At 52.6% G+C, this 18,000-nt stretch carries 15 protein-coding genes and 1 pseudogene; 8 read left to right on the forward strand and 8 right to left on the reverse strand.

Annotated features, from left to right (window positions below; genetic code table 11):
- Positions 1-317: 317 nt before the first annotated feature.
- A complete protein-coding gene (locus K3T82_RS45755; protein WP_220200134.1) occupies positions 318-1,436 on the forward strand; it encodes an integrase core domain-containing protein in 1,119 nt (372 codons plus the stop codon).
- 189 nt (positions 1,437-1,625) lie between these two features.
- Here K3T82_RS45755 and K3T82_RS45760 read toward each other — a convergent pair whose 3' ends face one another.
- The 4 genes from K3T82_RS45760 to K3T82_RS45775 all read right to left on the reverse strand — a co-directional run bounded on the left by K3T82_RS45760 (position 1,626) and on the right by K3T82_RS45775 (position 4,934).
- Complete coding sequence (locus K3T82_RS45760; protein WP_220200291.1) at positions 1,626-2,318, reverse strand: IS6 family transposase; 693 nt, start codon at positions 2,316-2,318, stop codon at positions 1,626-1,628.
- A 369-nt stretch (positions 2,319-2,687) separates the two neighbouring features.
- Positions 2,688-3,671: a quinone oxidoreductase family protein gene (locus tag K3T82_RS45765; RefSeq protein WP_220200135.1), complete on the reverse strand. Its 984-nt coding sequence runs from the start codon at positions 3,669-3,671 to the stop codon at positions 2,688-2,690.
- A gap of 70 nt (positions 3,672-3,741) precedes the next feature.
- Positions 3,742-3,990 carry a muconolactone Delta-isomerase family protein gene (locus K3T82_RS45770; RefSeq protein ID WP_220200136.1) on the reverse strand — a complete coding sequence of 83 codons (249 nt, stop codon included), beginning with the start codon at positions 3,988-3,990 and terminating at the stop codon, positions 3,742-3,744.
- A 95-nt stretch (positions 3,991-4,085) separates the two neighbouring features.
- Entirely contained in the window at positions 4,086-4,934 is an 849-nt protein-coding gene (locus tag K3T82_RS45775) for an MBL fold metallo-hydrolase (RefSeq protein ID WP_220200137.1), read from the reverse strand.
- Between the two features lie 250 nt (positions 4,935-5,184).
- Between K3T82_RS45775 and K3T82_RS50765 the strand changes: the two genes are divergently transcribed.
- Positions 5,185-5,340, forward strand: a complete 156-nt coding sequence (locus tag K3T82_RS50765; protein ID WP_220200138.1) for a LysR family transcriptional regulator — start codon at positions 5,185-5,187, stop codon at positions 5,338-5,340.
- Here the strand turns inward: K3T82_RS50765 and K3T82_RS48800 are convergent.
- The 3 genes from K3T82_RS48800 to K3T82_RS45795 form a co-directional block, all read right to left on the reverse strand.
- Positions 5,269-5,553: a hypothetical protein gene (locus K3T82_RS48800; protein WP_236031944.1), complete on the reverse strand. Its 285-nt coding sequence runs from the start codon at positions 5,551-5,553 to the stop codon at positions 5,269-5,271. The two genes, K3T82_RS50765 and K3T82_RS48800, sit on opposite strands and share 72 nt — an antisense overlap.
- Positions 5,554-6,173: 620 nt before the next feature.
- Positions 6,174-6,833: a hypothetical protein gene (locus K3T82_RS45790; RefSeq protein ID WP_220200140.1), complete on the reverse strand. Its 660-nt coding sequence runs from the start codon at positions 6,831-6,833 to the stop codon at positions 6,174-6,176.
- Positions 6,830-8,515 carry a GMC oxidoreductase gene (locus K3T82_RS45795; protein ID WP_220200141.1) on the reverse strand — a complete coding sequence of 562 codons (1,686 nt, stop codon included), beginning with the start codon at positions 8,513-8,515 and terminating at the stop codon, positions 6,830-6,832. The genes K3T82_RS45790 and K3T82_RS45795 overlap by 4 nt, the downstream gene beginning before the upstream one ends.
- Before the next feature lie 481 nt (positions 8,516-8,996).
- On the opposite strand from K3T82_RS45795, the gene K3T82_RS45800 reads away from it, so the two are divergent.
- Together K3T82_RS45800 and K3T82_RS45805 are read left to right on the forward strand one after the other, a co-directional pair.
- Positions 8,997-9,908, forward strand: coding sequence for a LysR family transcriptional regulator (locus K3T82_RS45800; protein ID WP_220200142.1), 912 nt, complete (start codon positions 8,997-8,999; stop codon positions 9,906-9,908).
- A 280-nt stretch (positions 9,909-10,188) separates the two neighbouring features.
- Positions 10,189-11,931, forward strand: a complete 1,743-nt coding sequence (locus K3T82_RS45805; RefSeq protein ID WP_220200143.1) for an ISL3 family transposase — start codon at positions 10,189-10,191, stop codon at positions 11,929-11,931.
- A gap of 418 nt (positions 11,932-12,349) precedes the next feature.
- Here the strand turns inward: K3T82_RS45805 and pdxR are convergent, their stop codons facing one another.
- Positions 12,350-13,855 carry a MocR-like pyridoxine biosynthesis transcription factor PdxR gene (gene pdxR / locus K3T82_RS45810; protein ID WP_220200144.1) on the reverse strand — a complete coding sequence of 502 codons (1,506 nt, stop codon included), beginning with the start codon at positions 13,853-13,855 and terminating at the stop codon, positions 12,350-12,352.
- 170 nt (positions 13,856-14,025) lie between these two features.
- On the opposite strand from pdxR, the gene K3T82_RS45815 reads away from it, so the two are divergent.
- From K3T82_RS45815 to K3T82_RS45835, 4 genes and pseudogenes are all read left to right on the forward strand, one after another.
- Entirely contained in the window at positions 14,026-14,988 is a 963-nt protein-coding gene (locus K3T82_RS45815) for an aldo/keto reductase (RefSeq protein WP_220200145.1), read from the forward strand.
- A 232-nt stretch (positions 14,989-15,220) separates the two neighbouring features.
- Positions 15,221-16,165 carry an NADP-dependent oxidoreductase gene (locus K3T82_RS45820; protein ID WP_220200146.1) on the forward strand — a complete coding sequence of 315 codons (945 nt, stop codon included), beginning with the start codon at positions 15,221-15,223 and terminating at the stop codon, positions 16,163-16,165.
- On the forward strand, positions 16,162-16,686 hold the full coding sequence (locus K3T82_RS45825) for a hypothetical protein (protein ID WP_236031945.1): 525 nt from the start codon (positions 16,162-16,164) through the stop codon (positions 16,684-16,686). The genes K3T82_RS45820 and K3T82_RS45825 overlap by 4 nt, the downstream gene beginning before the upstream one ends.
- Positions 16,625-17,795, forward strand: a pseudogene (locus tag K3T82_RS45835) (IS3 family transposase). The gene K3T82_RS45825 and the pseudogene K3T82_RS45835 overlap by 62 nt, the downstream one beginning before the upstream one ends.
- Positions 17,796-18,000: the final 205 nt, after the last annotated feature.

Here is an 18,000-nt window from a genome sequence, read left to right on the forward strand (position 1 = left end):
ACATCATCTTTCTGCACATCAAAGCGAGAATGTATCACTCGCTCTCACGAAGCTCTGTTGGAGAAGCTTTTCTGGCTCTCGTACCTGCTAGCTTACCAGATTGGTCTACTGCGAGCTACTTTTTACACCCTCTCAGCCTAACACATGGTCGAGGACCTGTGCTGGCTACTTGGGACATCTGTTCGGGAAATCAGCCTGTTATGGACAATGAAATGAGCTTTCTTGCCAAGCACGTGAGATGCATGTACAATCAACACTGCTCATTCTGTGTATGCACTCCAACCATATGCCATTTTTACAAAGAAGAGGTTCTATTTGTGTGGTGGGTATTTTCCTCGGTCAAGCGATGCATGTCTTTCAACTTCCAAACATTTCTCGAACGCGTTCTCTGTTGGGTCAAACCATCGGCAACCTCCCTTGTGCCCGGTACGCTTGCCGATCTGACCAAAGGGAAATTGGAACTGCTGGCGGAAAATGCGCTCTTACGGCAGCAACTGATCATTCTCCGTCGACAAGTCAAGCGACCGACCTACCGCAAGACGGACCGGCTTCTCCTGGTGCTTCTTGCCAGGATGGCCCGAACCTGGAAACAGGCACTCTTCCTGGTCCAGCCAGAGACGCTCTTGCGCTGGCATCGTGAACTCTTCCGTCTGTTCTGGAAGCGCAAAACGAAGGCATGCGCGAGAAAGTCAAAGCTCTCACCTGAGACGATCTGCTTGATCAAGGAAATGGCAGTGAAGAATCGACTTTGGGGAGCGGAGCGTATTCGGGGAGAACTGCTCAAGTTGGATATTCGCGTGAGCAAACGAACCATCCAGAAATATATGAGGCCCATTCGCCGGAGACGACCGAATGGGCAGAGTTGGAAAACGTTCTTGCGCAATCACGCGGCAGGCGTGTGGGCCTGTGATTTCTTACAGGTGACTGATCTCTTCTTCCGCCCACTTTTTGCTTTTTTCATCATCGAACTCCAGTCGCGCCAGGTGATCCATGTGAACGTGACGCGATCGCCGACCGATCTCTGGGTCGCGCAACAACTGCGCGAAGCGACTCCGTATGGGCAAACACCCAAGTATCTGATCAGGGATAATGATCGTAAATTCGGGCCGAATTTTGCTCGCGTGACTGCAACGAGTGGGATCAAGGTGCTTCGCACACCATACCGAACGCCGCGTGCCAATGCTGTGTGTGAACGCTTTCTGGGAAGTGTGAGGCGAGAATGCTTGGATCATTCCCTGATCTTCCATGAGAAGCAACTCCATCAGCGCCTCAATGCCTATACGGTCTACTTCAACCAGGCTCGACCCCATCAAGGACTGGGGCAACGCATTCCGGTGCCATCGGTTCCGTCTGCTTCTCTTCTGAAGCCTCCAAACCGGGTGATCGCCATTCCCATGTTGGGTGGGTTACACCATGACTACCGGAGGGCCGCCTAAATAGCCAAAAGCCAGAGAAAAGAGAAGATGTACGAATGTGTTTCTGTGCAGTCTGACCCTTTGCCTCATTGAGCAAAGAGAACAAGTCCTCTTGCCTCATTGCAGAGGTCTGGCGTGCTAACGATGGAGTGTATCCACTTGAGATAAACCCTTTCCGTGCTTTTTCTGCCTCTCGTTTCTTGGCATGGGTCAGAGATTTTGGAACGGATATGCTAAATATCCAGCACAGTGGTAATCCCTGGCTGTGAGGCGATGCCGTTTGGGACGAAAGTGATCCAAGATCAGCCCAAATGCGGAGAGAAAGCGTTGGGCTTGGCCTGGGGATTTGAAGCGCCGCATGCTTCGCTCGCGTTGCCGCGTTGGTTGATGCGAACGCTCTGCTCGGTTGTTCAATCTCTTATGTTGGCGGTGCTCCACACTCGATAAGATTTCCTTCTTGGCGGCGGCGTAGCTGGCCAATTTGTCCATAATAATCACTCGTGGGACATATTGCAGCCCTTTCAGGAGCCTGCGGAAGAACTTTTCGGCCGCGTGTTTGTTGCGTCGACTCTGCACGAGGATATCCAGGATGTTTCCATCCTGATCGACAGCTCTCCATAAGTAATGCGTCTTGTCATTCATCTTGAGGTGCACCTCATCCAGGTGCCACTTGTCTCCCGTTCTTGGACGACGACGTTTCAGTTCATTGGCAGACATCTGGCCAAATTTCAGACACCACTGCCGGATGGTTTCGTAGGTCAACATGACCCCGCGTTCTGCCATCATCTCTTCAACATCGCGAAAACTCAAGGAGAAGCGAAAATACAACCAGATGCAGTGGCCAATAATCTCAGCCGGAAAGCGATATCCTTTGTAGAGGGATGTTGGTGTCTGTGTTTTCATGACAGTGAGTCTACCAGAAATTGTAGCCGCTCGACAAGTTGACAATACCTGTCGAGCGGCTACAATTTCTGGATCATCCGCTGGCGTCGGCTCTGTCGCGATCATGAGGGCCTTCCCTGCAGCAGCGAGGTTTTGATCATGATTGCCATGAGCGCTCGCATGTTGCGCCTGCTCAAGCCTTCTTTTTTCTCCTATTGAGAATCAAACACTAACTCAGGATACAAAGGTAGGGGTCGATCATAAGCCACGTAGGAGACATATCTGATCAAGAAAACTACATAACAGATAAGCAACTCTTACCTGTTATGTAGTTTATATGTCATATGCTGTTAAACAAAAGGGAAGGTATGACAGCATTTCCCTTCTATACTATGGCTGTACCTTGAGCAGCAACTTGCCTGTGGTTATGTTATTCTCCATACGACGATGCGCAATGGCAGCCTGCTCCCAAGGCAGAATAGTCACATCTATGCGGATGTGACCCTCCATCAGCAGATCAATAGCGCGACGTATCGTGGCGGCGGTATGCTCTGGATGTGCTTCCTTCAATGTGGTGATGCTGTAGCCCACAACAGCCTTATTTCCAGCCATCAATGCAACTGGCTCTATTGGCACGTCAGGATTGCCGCTGGCGGCACCATACACGACCAGACGTCCGAATGGAGCCAGCAGACTCAGGCTCTGACTGCGCATCGGCTCGCCAGCATGATCAAGCACCACGTCAACGCCTCGCCCATCTGTGACCGTCCGTACCGATTCGACAAAACCATCACGCAGAAAGACGTGGTCATAACCCGAAGATCGAGCAGAGGGGATCTTCTGCTCACTGCCAACGGTTCCCAATACGAGTCCCGAACCCATGTACTGAGCGAGTTGTCCGGCTACGCTACCCACACCACCTGCCGCCGAGTGAATAAGGATCGTTTCTCCCGCTTGCAAGCGGGCTGAGTAGGTAAGCATATCATAAGCAGTTGTCACTACCGCAGGGAACGCAGCAGCCGTAGCCAGATCGAGCGTCCCATGTGTGCCCTCCAGTGGAAATGTCAGATCAGCTTGGGCGAGGGCTATTTCCGCATAGCCACCTCTCAAGATGAGAGCGGTAACAGGCTGGCCTTCGTGCAACCCTTCAACACCTTCGCCAATCTCGTGGATATAGCCAGAGACCTCCGCTCCCGGCACATATGGCAGTACTACGTTTTGATAACGATTACGGCGAGCCATCAAGTCAGCATAATTCACCCCTATATAGGCAACGCGGATACTGACTTGCCCCGGCCCCGGATGAGGATCGGGCAGTTCGCGAAGAGTCAGAACTTCTGGTTCTCCAAACGATGGAATAACTATTGCACGCATAGAGAGACTCCTTTCATTCACATGCCTGTGTCTGCATTAATGACCCCATGAGCGAAACACCTCCAATTTTTTAGAGAAGTGGTACAAGTTGTGCTTTCATGTAGGGATAGACCGGGAAGCCCTTCAACTCCTGCTCAATCTGCTCTTGAGACTCCCCTTTCATAACCAGCCAGACGTGCGAGTAGTCTGCACTGAAAAAGAGTCCCTCAATGATTCCTTCGTCCGTCAGCTTTTTCACGTGTGCCTGTTCTTGAGGAATGAGAGGGCTCATCGCGGCGATGTCTTGCTGATCATATTGGATGATGATCATCATTCTCATAGCTGTTCTCCTTTGACGATGGACGACACTGCTCCATGAGGCAAACAGGTGTCGTCCATCGTGGTTTTACTGCTGATACTTGCCCTGAGCACGTGTTACTCGGCCAACGTATGCCACTGATACTTGCCCTGAGCAACTGTGACTCGGCCAAAGACGTCAGTGGCGAAATGCGAAGCAATGCCAATCGTGGCAGGTTTTGCCAGTTCTTCAAGAATGTGTAGCCGTGTTTTCACCGCCTGCTCGTGGTCACGATCAAAGACGTTCCTCCACTCAGGATGCTCAACCTGCACATTATTATGAAAGACGTCTCCCAACAGAATCACGCGCTGCTCGCCAGCCTCGATCAGGAGTGAAGCGTGTCCAGACACGTGCCCTGGTGTCGCCAGAACGGTGATTTCGGGAACCAACAACGTATTCTCTTCAATCAGTTCAACACGTGGCTCCAGCAATCTGACGGCCTCTTCAACGCCATACCGCTCAGCCTGGGTCGCCATGCGCTGCCATTCGGATCGTCGGAGCAGAAAGCGAGCATTGGGGTAGAGGACGCCTTGTTCCCCATTAGCTTGCTGGATAATCCCGTTCACATGGTCAGGATGCAGATGCGTAATGAAAACGAGGTCGATATCCGCAGGGGTCAGTCCCGCTTTTTGCAGGCTCGCAAGGAGTTCGCCACCATGAAGCTCCATGTTCCCTTCATCGACATATTGACCGGGACCAAAGCCTGCATCAGCTACGATAGTATGACCAGATGTCTGGATAACATATGCACCGATACTAGCGACGATTTGTTTATCCTGATTGAGCAGGTGCTGGTAGGGTTCCCAGTCTGCAGGAGTCGTTTCCGGGAAAAGGAACGGGATGTTGAAGAGCGCATAGCCATCCGGCAGATTCGTGATACGGATGGAACCGAGAGTCATCTGGCGTTGTCGTGCTGTCGTGATCATGTCTATTCATCCTTTCAACGAGATCTCTTTCCTGAGAGGAACGAGATCGAGAAATCATTCATAAGCAGTAAAAAATTTGAGTGAGCGAGGGCATCCCGACAGGCTTTCGCCATCTGGATGGGGGTATGTCCATCCACCTCCTGCGGTGGATCGCTCCTTACAAGAGAAAGTATAGTCTCTCTTTGCTTGACAGGGAAGAAGAGAAAAGTTACCATGGTATCAACCGCTGGTTGATACTAAGGGAGATGCTATGGAAAATGACCTGTTACACTCGTTCATCCATGTGATAGATGCCGGGAGCTTTTCAAAGGCTGCCGAAAAATTATATATCTCCTCAACGGCGCTCATGAAACAAGGGACTCCAGAACGAAAGCCCGGTCGCCAGCAGGTACACCAGCAACCCTAGCAGACTGCGACGCGTCAGCCTCTTCACCTGGCGAGGCATCACGGCTGGGTGCAGCAGGTGGCGCTCATGCTCACGTATGGCTGTCCACCAGAACAGGTTGTAGGCGAGGTTGATCACGACAAAGACCCCGGCATAGACGGCACATGCCAGTGTCGCGGCAGGCGTGCCGAGATATTGTGTTACCAGGGAGGTAGGAAAGGGCACCACGGTCACGAACAATAGTAGCAAACCATTGGCGAACAGAAAAGGGGGTGTCAGCCCTATATATCAATTTGAAAAGGCCATGGTGGCTCGCCCACATGATCAAGATCGTGGCAAAACTTGTCATGAACGTGATGTACGACGGCCACTGCTAGAGTAGCGCGCGTCCCAACGCGGGCACAGTGATTGCTCCCGCTGGCAGGTGTGACACCTGCAAATTGAACACCAGCAACGTAATGGCGACGGCGTCTTTGCCGTCGCTGAAGGATTCGAGGCGACCGGTCTGTTTCTCAACGGCCCTTGCTCACTGTACACTGCTCATTCCTTCTCTCCTTCCAGACAAGCCAGGCAGCTCCTGCCTGGTGGTGGGCGCGTTTCCACCCCCGTATATGAGAACACTCACTTGTTATCCTGCAACTGCATAAGCCCGCAAGAGGCGGTAGAATGATTGGGGATCTGCCCCAGTTCGCGCTGCAAGCTCAGTAATAGTTTTAGGGCCATCCGCGACCATCTCAGCGAGCCTCTACTTGGCGGCCCTAGAAATGGCGCGAATGACCATCACGCGTGACAGCTCGTCCATTAAGAAGACAGGCGACGGTCTATCTCTTGTGGCTGAATTGGGAATCCCTGGATTAAATGTGTCGATGCGATTTCCAGGCCCGGTAGTATGCTTTCCACAGTCCCTGCACGAAAAAGAAGAAGAAGGTACACATCCCTTCAACACCCTTCCTTCTTGTGGAGCCTCTGGCACGGAATGAAGCCAGTTGGTGCAGGAAATCAACAAAGTGCAGAGAAATGATCCCTGATGCTATCGTCTGTCCCTGTTCTCCCTCGGTTGGGGTGTCTTCCTCCCCAGCAAGAACAGAGACAAACAGCGTAGTGGTGGCCTGCCAGACGTTCAAACCCATCTTCCCAGGGAGCACTTTAAAACCGATCAATGAGAGTCTACGACCAGACGGGTCATGAAAGAAGAGACGATACCACATTCTTGTGTTGGCGGAAGCGACCTCCGCAAGAAAGAGTTGGAAGATCCCTTTTTCGATGGGAAGTTTACCCCCTAGCGCCTCACACTCCACGTATCCCGAAATCGCCGCCTGATGAGTGATGCTACGTGTAAATTGTTCGATATGATCGATTTCTATAGTCAGATGTACAAGCAGCGCCATCTTCCGAGGCACGTCCTGCAATGCCGCCTGCCCGCCATCCAGTTCAGAGAAGTTGACAAAGCCTTTCATCGTTTCAGTGAAACTGAGAGAGGGATGTACCACTTCCTGGCTTGTGGACTGACTCATGCTCTGTTGCCTTTCCGTTTTTCAACGATTCCTTCGGCGATGCGTTCAGCGATGGCGGCGATCGTCAAACTGGGATTGGTACCGACTGATCCGGGAAGAATCGAGCCATCGGCAATGTACAATCCTGGATAGCCAAAGACTTCTCCCCGATCATTGACCACGCCTTCCCCCGCATGTCGTCCCATTGGACAGCCTCCCAGTGGGTGGACAGTCAGCATCCGACCGAAATACCAGAAGACGGGATTTTCTATATACCTTGCGCCCAGAGCATCAGAAATGGCTCGCATCTGTCCGCTCATCCTTTTATAAAAAGGGTTGGAGGTTTTTTTTTGCCAGTCTAATTCGAGCTTGTTTTTACGGAGTAGCAGGCGTCCATGCGCCTTTTCTCGTCCCATGCCCAGTAGTGGCAACAAACTGGAGGAGAACTCGCTCTCCCCAAAAAGGGAGACCAGATCATGGCTGAAGTTGGCCCGCCTGGTCCTGGGCAAGAAACTACGCCAAAAATATTTTGCCAGATAGCTGGCAGATCGTAATTCAGAGGGAACATCGAGCATTTGCAGAAGCCAGTTTAAAAATTCAGGATAGCCTGCATCTTCAATATAAAAGCCACGCTCCTCCCCACCATCTACCGCGTCTGCGATACGTATCAGGCTCGTAATCACTGGTCCATGACTTGCGTCAATCAACTGTGGCTTCCGCTTCCCATCCTTTTTCTCGCTGCACTGGAGCGCGATGGCGATATGGTCACCATTCCCACAAAAACGCGTGCCCAGCTGGGTGCTGAGACCTGGAAACGCCTGCTGGTTCCTGAGTAAGAGGGAGGTTGAGCCAAATGTGCCAGCTGCAAGAATGAGTCTGGTCGCTGTCACCGTCTTCACGACAGCATCCTCTTTCTCGCTCCCTGGAAGATATTGTTTATAATGAATAGTATAGCCCATATCGCCTGGCTCGAACGAGTACACCTCGCATAATATCCGAATAGCGGCACCAGAACGCTGCGCCACAGAGAGATAGGTATAATCCAGACTGTTCTTACTACCGTAGTTACACCCGATATCACATTCTCCGCAGAGACGACAGGTCAAACGTGTGCGATTGTGCAAATTGGGAGAGGCCTCACGAATTGGCTCACCAGGAAAGGGAGCCTCCTCCTCATTACGAAAGGACACAGCGAGGTTAGGCAGGTCCCATTCCAGTTTCAACCGATCCGCCACCTCTTTCAAGGCCCGCGTTTTCGTAGTCTGATTATAAGGAGATTGATCAAATGGATAGCGCTGCACTTTGAGCATCTGCTCAACACGATCATAATACGGCTCAAGATCCGCACGCGTCACAGGCCAGTATTCATATCCCTCTTGCTCCTCTGATTCCTGGACGAACCAGCGCTCGTCTTTGCGCACCATGACATTGGCATAGATCAGAGAACCACCTCCTAGCCCACTTGCAATCAGCGAAATCACATTGGGAAAGGAAAGCGGCTGATAAAGGCCATAGAGACGCTCATCGGGGTCCCAAAAGTTCTTCTTCATACTCGAGGGACTGCGCGGAAACGCTCCAGGCGGATACGCTTTGCCACGTTCAAGCAAACAGACACGCAAACCGGACTCTGCAAGTCGGCACGCAACCACCGATCCTCCAAATCCCGATCCGACAATGACGGCATCGAAGTGGGTTTCCTCCATGGTCATCGTCCTTTCTACCATGCTAGAGATCGATCAAGATCCTCCAGAGCTGTGAGGCCTATTGAGATGTTGGTTTCATGTCCACCTCCTGCGCTCTTTCCTGATCGATCTAACTGTACATTTGCACACGAAATGAGCGGCAGAACAGGCAGAAACTACAAAAGGCTTGCCTCTCCGCCGAGGCTTTGTAGAGAGTCCTCTCGTTCCGCGCCAATTCATGTTGATTGCTTGCTTACCCATTGAATGACCAAAATTCGGTCAGAATCCGCCCATTTCATGTGCAGATTTACACCCAACAGGCTTTCGCCATCTCTGTGAGGGTGGCCTCATCAAAACTCAACTGACCAGCATGGGGGGATGTCCATCCATCTCTTACAGTGGATGCTCTTTACAAGGTCAAGTATAGTCTCCGCTCGCTTGACAGGGAAGAAGAAAAAAGTTACCATAGTATCAACTGCTGGTTGATACAAAGGAAGATGCAATGGAAAATGACCTGTTACACTCGTTCATCCACGTGATAGACGCTGGGAGCCTTTCAAAGGCTGCCGAGAAATTATATCTCTCCTCAACGGCGCTCATGAAACAAATGAATGTCTTAGAAGCACAGATTGGGGTGCAACTGTTGATCCGCACCCATCATGGGATACGAGCCACCGATGCCGGCATGTCCTTGTATGCTGATGCCAAGTTTCTGCTGCAGTATTCAGAACAAGCCATTGCGCGAGCGCATCAAGCCGCCAGTACCAGTCCGTACCTGATCCGTATTGGAACGTCCATCCTCAACCCCTGTACCGTCCTCGTCGATCTCTGGAACACCATCAGTGAGACCTATCCCCAGTTCAAAATGAAGATGGTCCCCTTTCATGGGGCTGAACCCTGCCCCACGGCCTATGAAACGCTTGGCAAGGATTTTGATGTCATGGTTGGGGCCTATGATAGCGCCAATGGGGCTAACGCTTTTCAGGCGCTCAAGTTGGGGGAGCACCGCATCTCGGTCGCCGTCTCAAGGGAACATCCATTGGCCAGGAAGGACCTGCTTTCTGTTCCCGATTTCTCTGGAGAGCACTTGGTGATGATGCAACCAGGCATCAGCCCGCTCATGGATGGACTACGGGACTATGTACGAACGGAACACCCGGCCATCCACATTCAGGACCACCCCCCCCAGTATACGATGGAGTTGTTCAATCGCTGTGAAGAAAGAGGTGCCGTTCTGCTGACGTTAGACGGCTGGAAAGAGGTCCATCCCTTTCTGGTCACGATTCCTGTCGATTGGCCGTACACGATCCCCTATGGGGTGCTCTATCCGCTCAAGCCATCAAAGAGTGTGCAGCTTTTTGTGAGAGCGCTCCAGGAAGCAGTCGGTTCACCCCAGCTCCTCAACCACAGGTGAATGGCACTACTCCGCGTCTCCCCTGCAGTGCTCCCTGTTTGGAGACGAACGCAAGCCTTTCTTTTTCTCCCTCCAATTGACCAAATTCCGGGAAAGGAAGCCAGATGGAAAGCGGTTTGTTGAGCGATAATGGGAAGTGCCGACGAATTGCCTCACGTTAGATCGGTTCTCCGCCAGATTTGATGACGCCTGCTTGCTGACTGAACAAAAGTTCTCTGCTACACTTACCCCATCTAGATAATACTAAATGTATCAATGCATGTTATGATGAGGTGGCTAGATGGAAGGGACTCTTTTCCTCGGATTAGGGGCAGACTTTGCTCTCGAACGGGTTGTGGAGAGGCAGCATCATTTGCTCGTCACGGTCAGATCCATCGCCACTTTTTCCTGCTGCCCATTATGTTCCTCTCGCTCTGAGCATCTCCACAGCCATTACCAGAGAACGGTGACAGATATCCCTTGCTCAGGCCGCACGGTCACCCACAAACTCGTTGTCCGCCGCTTCTTTTGTCGCAATGAAGCGTGTCCTCGACGCATCTTTACAGAGCGCCTGCCCCAGTTGCTTCTTCCCCATGCTCAAATGACGAATCGTCTGCGAGAAGCCCTTTGTCTATTGAGTTTGGCTACCAGCGCCGAGGCCGCTTCACGCCTCGCTCCCCGCCTGGGGATGAAGAGTTCCCCCTCGACCCTGCTACGGTGTCAGAAAACGAACCCATTGCCCCAGCCATCTTCACATACCAAGATTGGCATTGACGACTTCGCCTTTCGACGTGGACAAACGTATGGGACAATCATTGTCGATCTCGAAACGCACAAAATTGTGGATCTGCTGCCAGACCGCTCGAAAGAAACCGCCAAAGCCTGGCTCTGCATCCATCCAGAAATTGAGGTGATCAGCCGAGATCGAGCAAGTAATTATTCTGATGCAGCAAGGGAAGCAGCTCCCCAAGCCTTACAGGTGGCCGATAGATTCCACTTAGTGAAGAACATTCGAGGAAAGATCAAAGACGTGTTAGACCGCAATCGGAGCTGTCTGCCCTTGGTGAAAAATCCTGCAACCTCTCCTACAATCCTTTCACAGGAGAATCCCCCAGAAGAGAGCAGCGGAACTGAGAGCGAGGCCCACCCGCAAGAGAAGGAAGTCCATGAAGCTCAAGAGCAAAGTTTCACCCCATCGGGCGAAGATCCTGCTTCTCCTGGTCTATTGACGATTTCAGAGCAGCGTCGTCAGCTCAACCGCGACAAACGGTATGCCCTGTACGAAAAGGTGAAGGATTTACGCAAGCAGGGCCTCAGCCACTACGCGATAGCTGATACGCTGGATATCAGCCGTCCGACAGTACGTAGATTTCTGGAGGCAGAACAGTTCCCCGAACGGGTAAACAGCCCAAAAACCAAGCAGAAGAGCGGCGTTGTCACTCCCTATCTCTCTTTCCTCAGCGAGCGCTGGCTGGCAGGCTGCCATAATGGACGCCTGCTCTTCCGTGAGGCGAAAGCTCGTGGCTATTCCGGCTCAAGAGCACAGCTTGAGCGTGTGACGACCGAGTGGCGCAAATACCTGCCGCCTTCCTTGACAGCCAAGCAAAAGAAGTCTCCTCCAGTGGCTACACCTCCTCCTAAAAATCAACAACTTTCGCCTCAGCAAGCTTCCTGGTTATTTGTGATCGACAAATTGCAACTCACTGCTGAGCAGCAATGGCAGATCGAGCAGTGCTGTAGGATCAATGAGGAGTTAGCGAAGGCTTATTTGCTCAGCCAGAACTTCACAGAGATGCTCCGGGAACGGAAAGCAGACGATCTCAAGGAGTGGCTACAACGCGCAAGAGAAAGCCAGATCCCCGAACTCGAAGGCTTCGCAAAAAGTCTGCAACAGGATTATTCCGCGATTTATGCTGCTTGTTCCCAACCTTGGAGCCAGGGGCAAGTGGAAGGGCATGTGAATCGCCTCAAATGCCTGAAAAGACAGCTCTATGGACGGGCAAAGTTTGATCTTCTGAGACACAAAGTGTTACAGGCTATTTAAACACATTAACGTCCTCGCCTAGAGTCTTCTCGTAGAACAAAACAGACCCGCGCGATATGGAGATCTTGTGATTCCTTCTGCAAAACAAGCAAGCGGCATAGCTATCATCACCAAACCTAGCGGAGAACCGATTCTTCCATGAGGCAATGCGTCGACAAAGACTAGTTGACTTTCTACAATCAAGCACTGTGACTCCGGGCTGCCCCAAACGCACGCCCTGGCGTGCGTCAATGTTGCCATCTTTGTCGGCAATCTTCTAATCCGCGTAATTGGCATGACTGGCAGAGTTGAGCCGGATCTTCTCCACCTCTTCGGGTGACGTCCCGGCTTCCACTCGCCCACGGGTTGCGCAACGAGATTTTTAGCTGATCAGTAAAGGAAAAAACAGGAGAAAGATCGAAGAAATATGTCTCCTCTTTCACCTCTGGTGCTTCTCTTTCTCTCTCAGTAGCCTCTTCAACGCATGTACTCCTTCCTGGATCTCGGCCTCGTTCATCGTTGTATAGCCCAGCAGCACTCCGGGCCGCAGCCTCGCTTGGAGCGTATAGGCCGAGAGCGCCGGGACATGCAAGCCTCCCTTTAAGGCCCGCTGCGCTATCTCCTGATCCGAGCACTCCGTTCCCAGCCAGCCAACCAGATGCATCCCCGCCTCGTGTGGAGCTACCTCTAGCTCACCCGCCAATTCCCGCCCTATTGCCGCTAGCAGCATCTGCTGGCGTTGCGCGTAGAGGGTCCGCATCCGTCGAATATGTCGTACAAAATGCCCTTGCGCGATAAAGTCAGCCACAATGGCCTGTTCCAATCCCGGCGAATGTCGATCTGCCAGCGCGCGGGCCGTGCGGAAGGCCGCGACCAACTCAGGCGGGACCACCAGGTAACCCAGGCGCAGAGCCGGGAAAAGGACCTTCGAGAACGTGCCAATATAGATCACCTGCCCATTCTCATCCAGTCCCTGGAGCGAGGCCAGTGGCCTTCCCTGGTACCGAAATTCCCCGTCATAATCGTCCTCAAGCACCCACATCCCGGTCTCATTGGCCCATTCGAGCAGTTGCAACCGTCGCTTCAAGCTCATCACCACGCCCAACGGATATTGATGCGAAGGGGTGACATAGGCCATACGTGCCTGTGGAGCGCGCTGCTGCCCCTGCGCGATCTCCAATCCCTCTCTATCCACCGGCACCGGGATCACCCGCACTCCCTGACTCATCAGCGCACCACGCGGCCCTGGATATCCTGGATCTTCGACCCAGGCCGCCTCACCCGGATCGAGGAGCACCCGTGCTGCCAGGTCAATCGCCTGTTGGGAACCGGAAACGATCAGAACCTGCTCCGCCGTACAGCGCACGGCGCGTGCTGTCCTCAAATAGGCTGCCAGCGTTTCCCGCAATGGATAGTAGCCAGCCGGGTCGCTATAGTCCAGCGTCTCCCACTTCGCCTGTCGATACTGTTGCCGTGCCAGTTGTTCCCAGATGTCAAAAGGGAACTGGTCCAGTGCAGGAATGCCTAACCTGAAGAGTTGTTGGGGGATGGCACCAGGGGTCACGCCCAGGGGGAGACTTGCTATCCGTTCTCCCCGTTGCGAAAGCCTCCTCTGACCCGCTTGCTGCTTTCCCCTCGCTTCATGTGCGGGAGGATTCGCCAGCAGTTCATCGGGCAGGGTGCGAGCCACGTAGGTTCCATCTCCAACTCGGCCCTCTACATAGCCCTCTGCCAGCAACTGCTCAAAGGCAATCAGGACCGTGGTCCGCGACAGCTTGAGTTCCTCGGCAAGCTGCCTGGTCGCTGGTAGCCGCACCCCCGGACGAAGCTGCCCGCTCAGAATTGCTTGCCGCACCCCTTCGTAGAGTTGCCGATAGAGTGGTTTCCCACCCTCTGTCTCAAGCGGTAGCACCAGAAAAGGGCTCTTCCCATAGCGTTTCACCATCGTTCTCTCCTTCAACCTTGCCACATTGGCTTTATCACTTTAGCACAAAATGGCGCTTGCCCTCAAGCCATTTTCTCCTTATGATACTGCTGTTCTGCTCCCTGCCCGGCATTCCAGCACCAGGGACAGAGCAGCGAACGACAACAGACAGACAACAAGGAGAAGAGACAATGAGACAGGTCCCTCTCGGTCAAACAGGTGTCCAGGTCAGCGCCCTCTGTTTTGGCTGCATGCACATTGGCACACGCATCCCTGAAGACACTTCGTATCAACTTCTGGATCAGTACTTTGAAGCCGGCGGTCGCTTTTTGGATACAGCCAACGCCTACGCGTTCTGGGTGGAGGGCTGCCACGGTGGTGAAAGCGAGGCCCTGCTGGGTCGGTGGATGAGCACGCGCCAGAATCGCTCCGAGATCTTTCTTGCAACGAAAGTTGGCGCGCGCCCCACTGTTCCTGGCGCGGATCTGGAGCGCGCAGAAGGTCTCTCACGGCAGGCGATAGAGCAAGCGGTGCACACCAGCTTGCGCCGCCTGGGAACAGACTACATTGATCTGTGTTATGCGCATATTGATTTCCGTTGGAACCCGCTGGAGGAGACGCTGGAAGCATTTGATGACCTCGTCAAGGCTGGAAAGATCCGGTATCTCGGTTGTAGCAATTTCACTACTTGGCGCATTGAGCAGGCCCGTCAGATGAGCAAGATTCATGGCTGGACCTCCTTCTGCTGTGCGCAACAGCGGTACACCTACCTGCGTCCTCGGCATGGTATCAATCATCAGTACTGGCCGCCTGCCAGCGAGGAGCTGCTTGACTACTGTCGGGAGCACAGCGATTTTTCCCTCCTGGCCTATTCTCCCCTGCTTGAGGGAGCCTATACCGGCAAGAAACCCTTGCCAGAACCGTATCAGGGGCCAGATACTGATGCCCGCCTACGCACCTTGCAAGCGGTAGCACAGGAGGTGGGGACCACCACGAACCAGCTGGTTTTAGCCTGGCTTCTGCAAAGTTCTCCCATCGTCTTGCCCCTCATTGGGGCCAGCAACCCGGACCAGTTGCGAGAGAACCTTGGTTCACTCCAGATCCACCTCGACCTGGAGCAGATGTCACGCTTAACGCTTGCTGCGGGCCGTTAGCCCTCATCAGCCTGGGAAACAGCTTCGCATCAAGCCAGGGAAGCGCATCATGAGCCAGCGCGCGTTCCGAGGGGAGATCTCTTACACAGACGACATCAGCAAACGCTCGGAGTTCTGGACCAGCTTTATTCACTGATGAAGCGGCGCGTTTCGTGGCTTGAGCAATCCAGATGGTTCCCAACCTACAGAAAAATAGTCACGTGAGACATTCAGAGAAAAGGGAAATCAGAGTATGTCAACGATGCATGCCATACGCGTTCATACCTACGGTGATGTTGACCAACTCCAACTCGAACAGATCCCACAACCCGAGCCACAGGAGGGCGAAGTGTTGGTGCGAGTTCACGCGGCAGGCGTCAACCCTCTCGATTGGAAAATTCGCTCCGGCTGGATGAAGAGTATCATGCCTGTGGCATTCCCCTATGTGCCCGGAAACGAGTTCGCAGGTGTGGTGGAACGTGTTGGCCCAAATGTTTCAACCCTGCGGCCCGGCCAAGCAGTGTTTGGGCAGAGTCCAGGGGGAACCTATGCTGAGTATTGTACTGCGCCCGTACGGACCCTGGCACCCAAACCGACAGCACTGAGCTTTGACGAAGCAGCAACGGTTCCCATCGGGGCCACGACTGCCTGGCAGGGTCTGTTCGTCGCAGGTGAGTTACAGGCCGGGCAACGAGTATTGATCCTGGGCGCATCAGGTGGCGTCGGAACTTTTGCGGTCCAGTTTGCCCACAGCAAAGGTGCCTACGTAATCGCTACCACCTCCGCCCGTAATGTAGCATTCGTGCGTTCACTTGGCGCAGATACTCTCATTGACTACATCCAGACGCGCATAGAGGATGAGGTTCATGATGTCGATTTGGTGTTCGACGCGGTTGGTGGCGAGGCATCCACCTGCGCATTCTCCACGTTGAAACGTGGTGGGAAACTCATCACGATTGCAGGGCAACCCGATGAGGCACAAGCACAGGCACGGAGCGTGAGCGCGTCGTTCTTCGCCGGTCATCCTTCTGCTGATCTTCTGGGCACCTTTGCCTGTTTGATCGATGCAGGTCAGCTCCGCACATCCATCGCTGCCACCTTCCCGCTAAGTGAAGCTCACAAGGCACATGAACTCAGCCAGAGTGGCCATGGACGTGGGCGCATCATTCTCCGTGTAACGGAGCACCAGGATAAATGACACTATCGAGTCCTTCCATCACCATTCAGATTACGCCGGAATCCAAACCCGCAACGCCTTCCTGGATGGGAGAGGTGGCAGCTTTTGCTCAAGTGCTCACCCATACGGGAATGCTGGAAGCAATCCAGGATCAGGTGCGTTTTGCCCGTGCCCGCTTTGGGCAGTACGATCCCATCGATTTTGTTGCGGTATTGATCGGCTATGCTCTTTCGGGTGAATCCACGCTGCTGGCCTTTTACGAACGGCTCGACCCGTTTGCCGAGCCATTTATGGCCCTGTTTGGTCGTCATCGGTTGCCTCATCGCTCGACCCTTTCTCGTTTTCTTGCTGCTCTCGACCAGCCCACAGTGGAGGTCCTGCGCACGCTCTTTCAAGAGGATCTGCTGGCCTGTATGGAATTGCCCCGAATTTGGAGGGTTGGAGAAGAGAAATTTGGTAGAATGACCACAGGAGGGATCTATGGGCAAACCACAACCAACCTACACCAAAGAATTCAAGCAGCAGGCTGTCGCACTTTTTGAAACCAGTGGAAAGAGTAAAACACACATTGCCAGAGATCTTGGTATCTCTGATAGTGCTTTAAGTAAGTGGTGCAAAGAATTTGGAGAGCGAGGTGCAGAGGCTTTTCCGGGAAAAGGTCATCTAACTGCTATAGAAGAAGAAATGAGAAGATTACAGCGTGAAAATGAGATTCTCCGGCAGGAAAGGGACATATTAAAAAAGGCCATGAGCATCTTCGCGCAGCCCCATCCGTAAAATTCCAGTTCATCCATGAGCATCGCCAGGTGTTTCCCATTCTTCGGATGTGTCAGATCCTCGACGTTTCGGAAAATGGGTACTACCATTGGTGCAAACGAGGAAAAAGTCAACGAAAACGGGATGATGAACAGCTCACGGAGCGTATTGAAGATGCGTATTATACCAATAGGGGTCATTATGGGAGCCCTCGTATTCATGCGGAATTGAAGGCGCAAGGGCTCCTTTGTAGCCGCAAACGAGTAGCACGTCTGATGCAGGCAAAGCAGCTGAGTGCTCGCAAGCGGAAGCGAAAACCACGCACCACGAACAGTCAGCATGGATTTCCGCTCGCACCCAATCTGCTGGAGCAGGATTTTACCGCTGAGGCACCTAATACCAAGTGGGTGTCAGATTTTACGTACATTGAGACGCGAGAAGGGTGGCTCTATCTTGCAGGAGTTTTAGATGTCTATTCACGCAGAATTGTTGGATGGTCCATGAGTGAACAACATGATACATCGTTCGTGAAAGCAGCACTCCAGATGGCACTCCTGCAACGCAAACCAGGAGCTGGCCTCGTCCATCATTCAGACCGTGGCAGCGAATATGCTAGCACCAGCTATCAAATGCTGCTGCGTGAGCACAATATCCAGGCGAGTATGAGTAAAAAAGGGGATTGTTATGATAACTCGATGATCGAAAGCTTTTGGGCCACACTGAAGAAAGAGTGTGCTGAGACAAGCATCTTTGCCAGCCGAAGCGAAGCAAGAAGAACGATTTTTGAGTACATCGAAGTGTATTATCATCGAAAACGAAGGCATTCTTCTTTAGACTATCTGGTCCAGTTGAGTATGAAGAACAAGAAACAGAGACAGATGATAATTATTCTTGACGAATCTCTACTTTCTATGATAAAATTCACGTATACATAATACGTGAAAATACACAGAAAAATACTCGTTTGATGCATCTCCATGGACTCACTTTTCCATTTGAGCCCCCCTCCAAAAACGGGTCAACTCCAGTCTCTGTCTCTACTACCACAGAAACACTGTTGGAGAGAGTACCTCTTTCTCAACTCCTTGTCAGATGGGTTA

The sequence above is a fragment of the Ktedonospora formicarum genome (genome assembly GCF_016587355.1).
In the GTDB taxonomy this organism is placed as follows: domain Bacteria; phylum Chloroflexota; class Ktedonobacteria; order Ktedonobacterales; family Ktedonobacteraceae; genus Ktedonobacter; species Ktedonobacter formicarum.

Excerpts from the sequence above, each read along its gene's own strand:
- K3T82_RS45760 (WP_220200291.1), bottom strand. The coding sequence starts at position 2,318 with ATGAAAACACAGACACCAACATCCCTCTACAAAGGATATCGCTTTCCG.
- K3T82_RS45765 (WP_220200135.1), bottom strand. The coding sequence starts at position 3,671 with ATGCGTGCAATAGTTATTCCATCGTTTGGAGAACCAGAAGTTCTGACT.
- K3T82_RS45770 (WP_220200136.1), bottom strand. The coding sequence starts at position 3,990 with ATGAGAATGATGATCATCATCCAATATGATCAGCAAGACATCGCCGCG.
- K3T82_RS45775 (WP_220200137.1), bottom strand. The coding sequence starts at position 4,934 with ATGATCACGACAGCACGACAACGCCAGATGACTCTCGGTTCCATCCGT.
- K3T82_RS50765 (WP_220200138.1), top strand. The coding sequence starts at position 5,185 with ATGGAAAATGACCTGTTACACTCGTTCATCCATGTGATAGATGCCGGG.
- K3T82_RS45790 (WP_220200140.1), bottom strand. The coding sequence starts at position 6,833 with ATGAGTCAGTCCACAAGCCAGGAAGTGGTACATCCCTCTCTCAGTTTC.
- K3T82_RS45795 (WP_220200141.1), bottom strand. The coding sequence starts at position 8,515 with ATGGAGGAAACCCACTTCGATGCCGTCATTGTCGGATCGGGATTTGGA.
- K3T82_RS45800 (WP_220200142.1), top strand. The coding sequence starts at position 8,997 with ATGGAAAATGACCTGTTACACTCGTTCATCCACGTGATAGACGCTGGG.
- K3T82_RS45805 (WP_220200143.1), top strand. The coding sequence starts at position 10,189 with ATGGAAGGGACTCTTTTCCTCGGATTAGGGGCAGACTTTGCTCTCGAA.
- pdxR (WP_220200144.1), bottom strand. The coding sequence starts at position 13,855 with ATGGTGAAACGCTATGGGAAGAGCCCTTTTCTGGTGCTACCGCTTGAG.
- K3T82_RS45815 (WP_220200145.1), top strand. The coding sequence starts at position 14,026 with ATGAGACAGGTCCCTCTCGGTCAAACAGGTGTCCAGGTCAGCGCCCTC.
- K3T82_RS45820 (WP_220200146.1), top strand. The coding sequence starts at position 15,221 with ATGTCAACGATGCATGCCATACGCGTTCATACCTACGGTGATGTTGAC.
- K3T82_RS45825 (WP_236031945.1), top strand. The coding sequence starts at position 16,162 with ATGACACTATCGAGTCCTTCCATCACCATTCAGATTACGCCGGAATCC.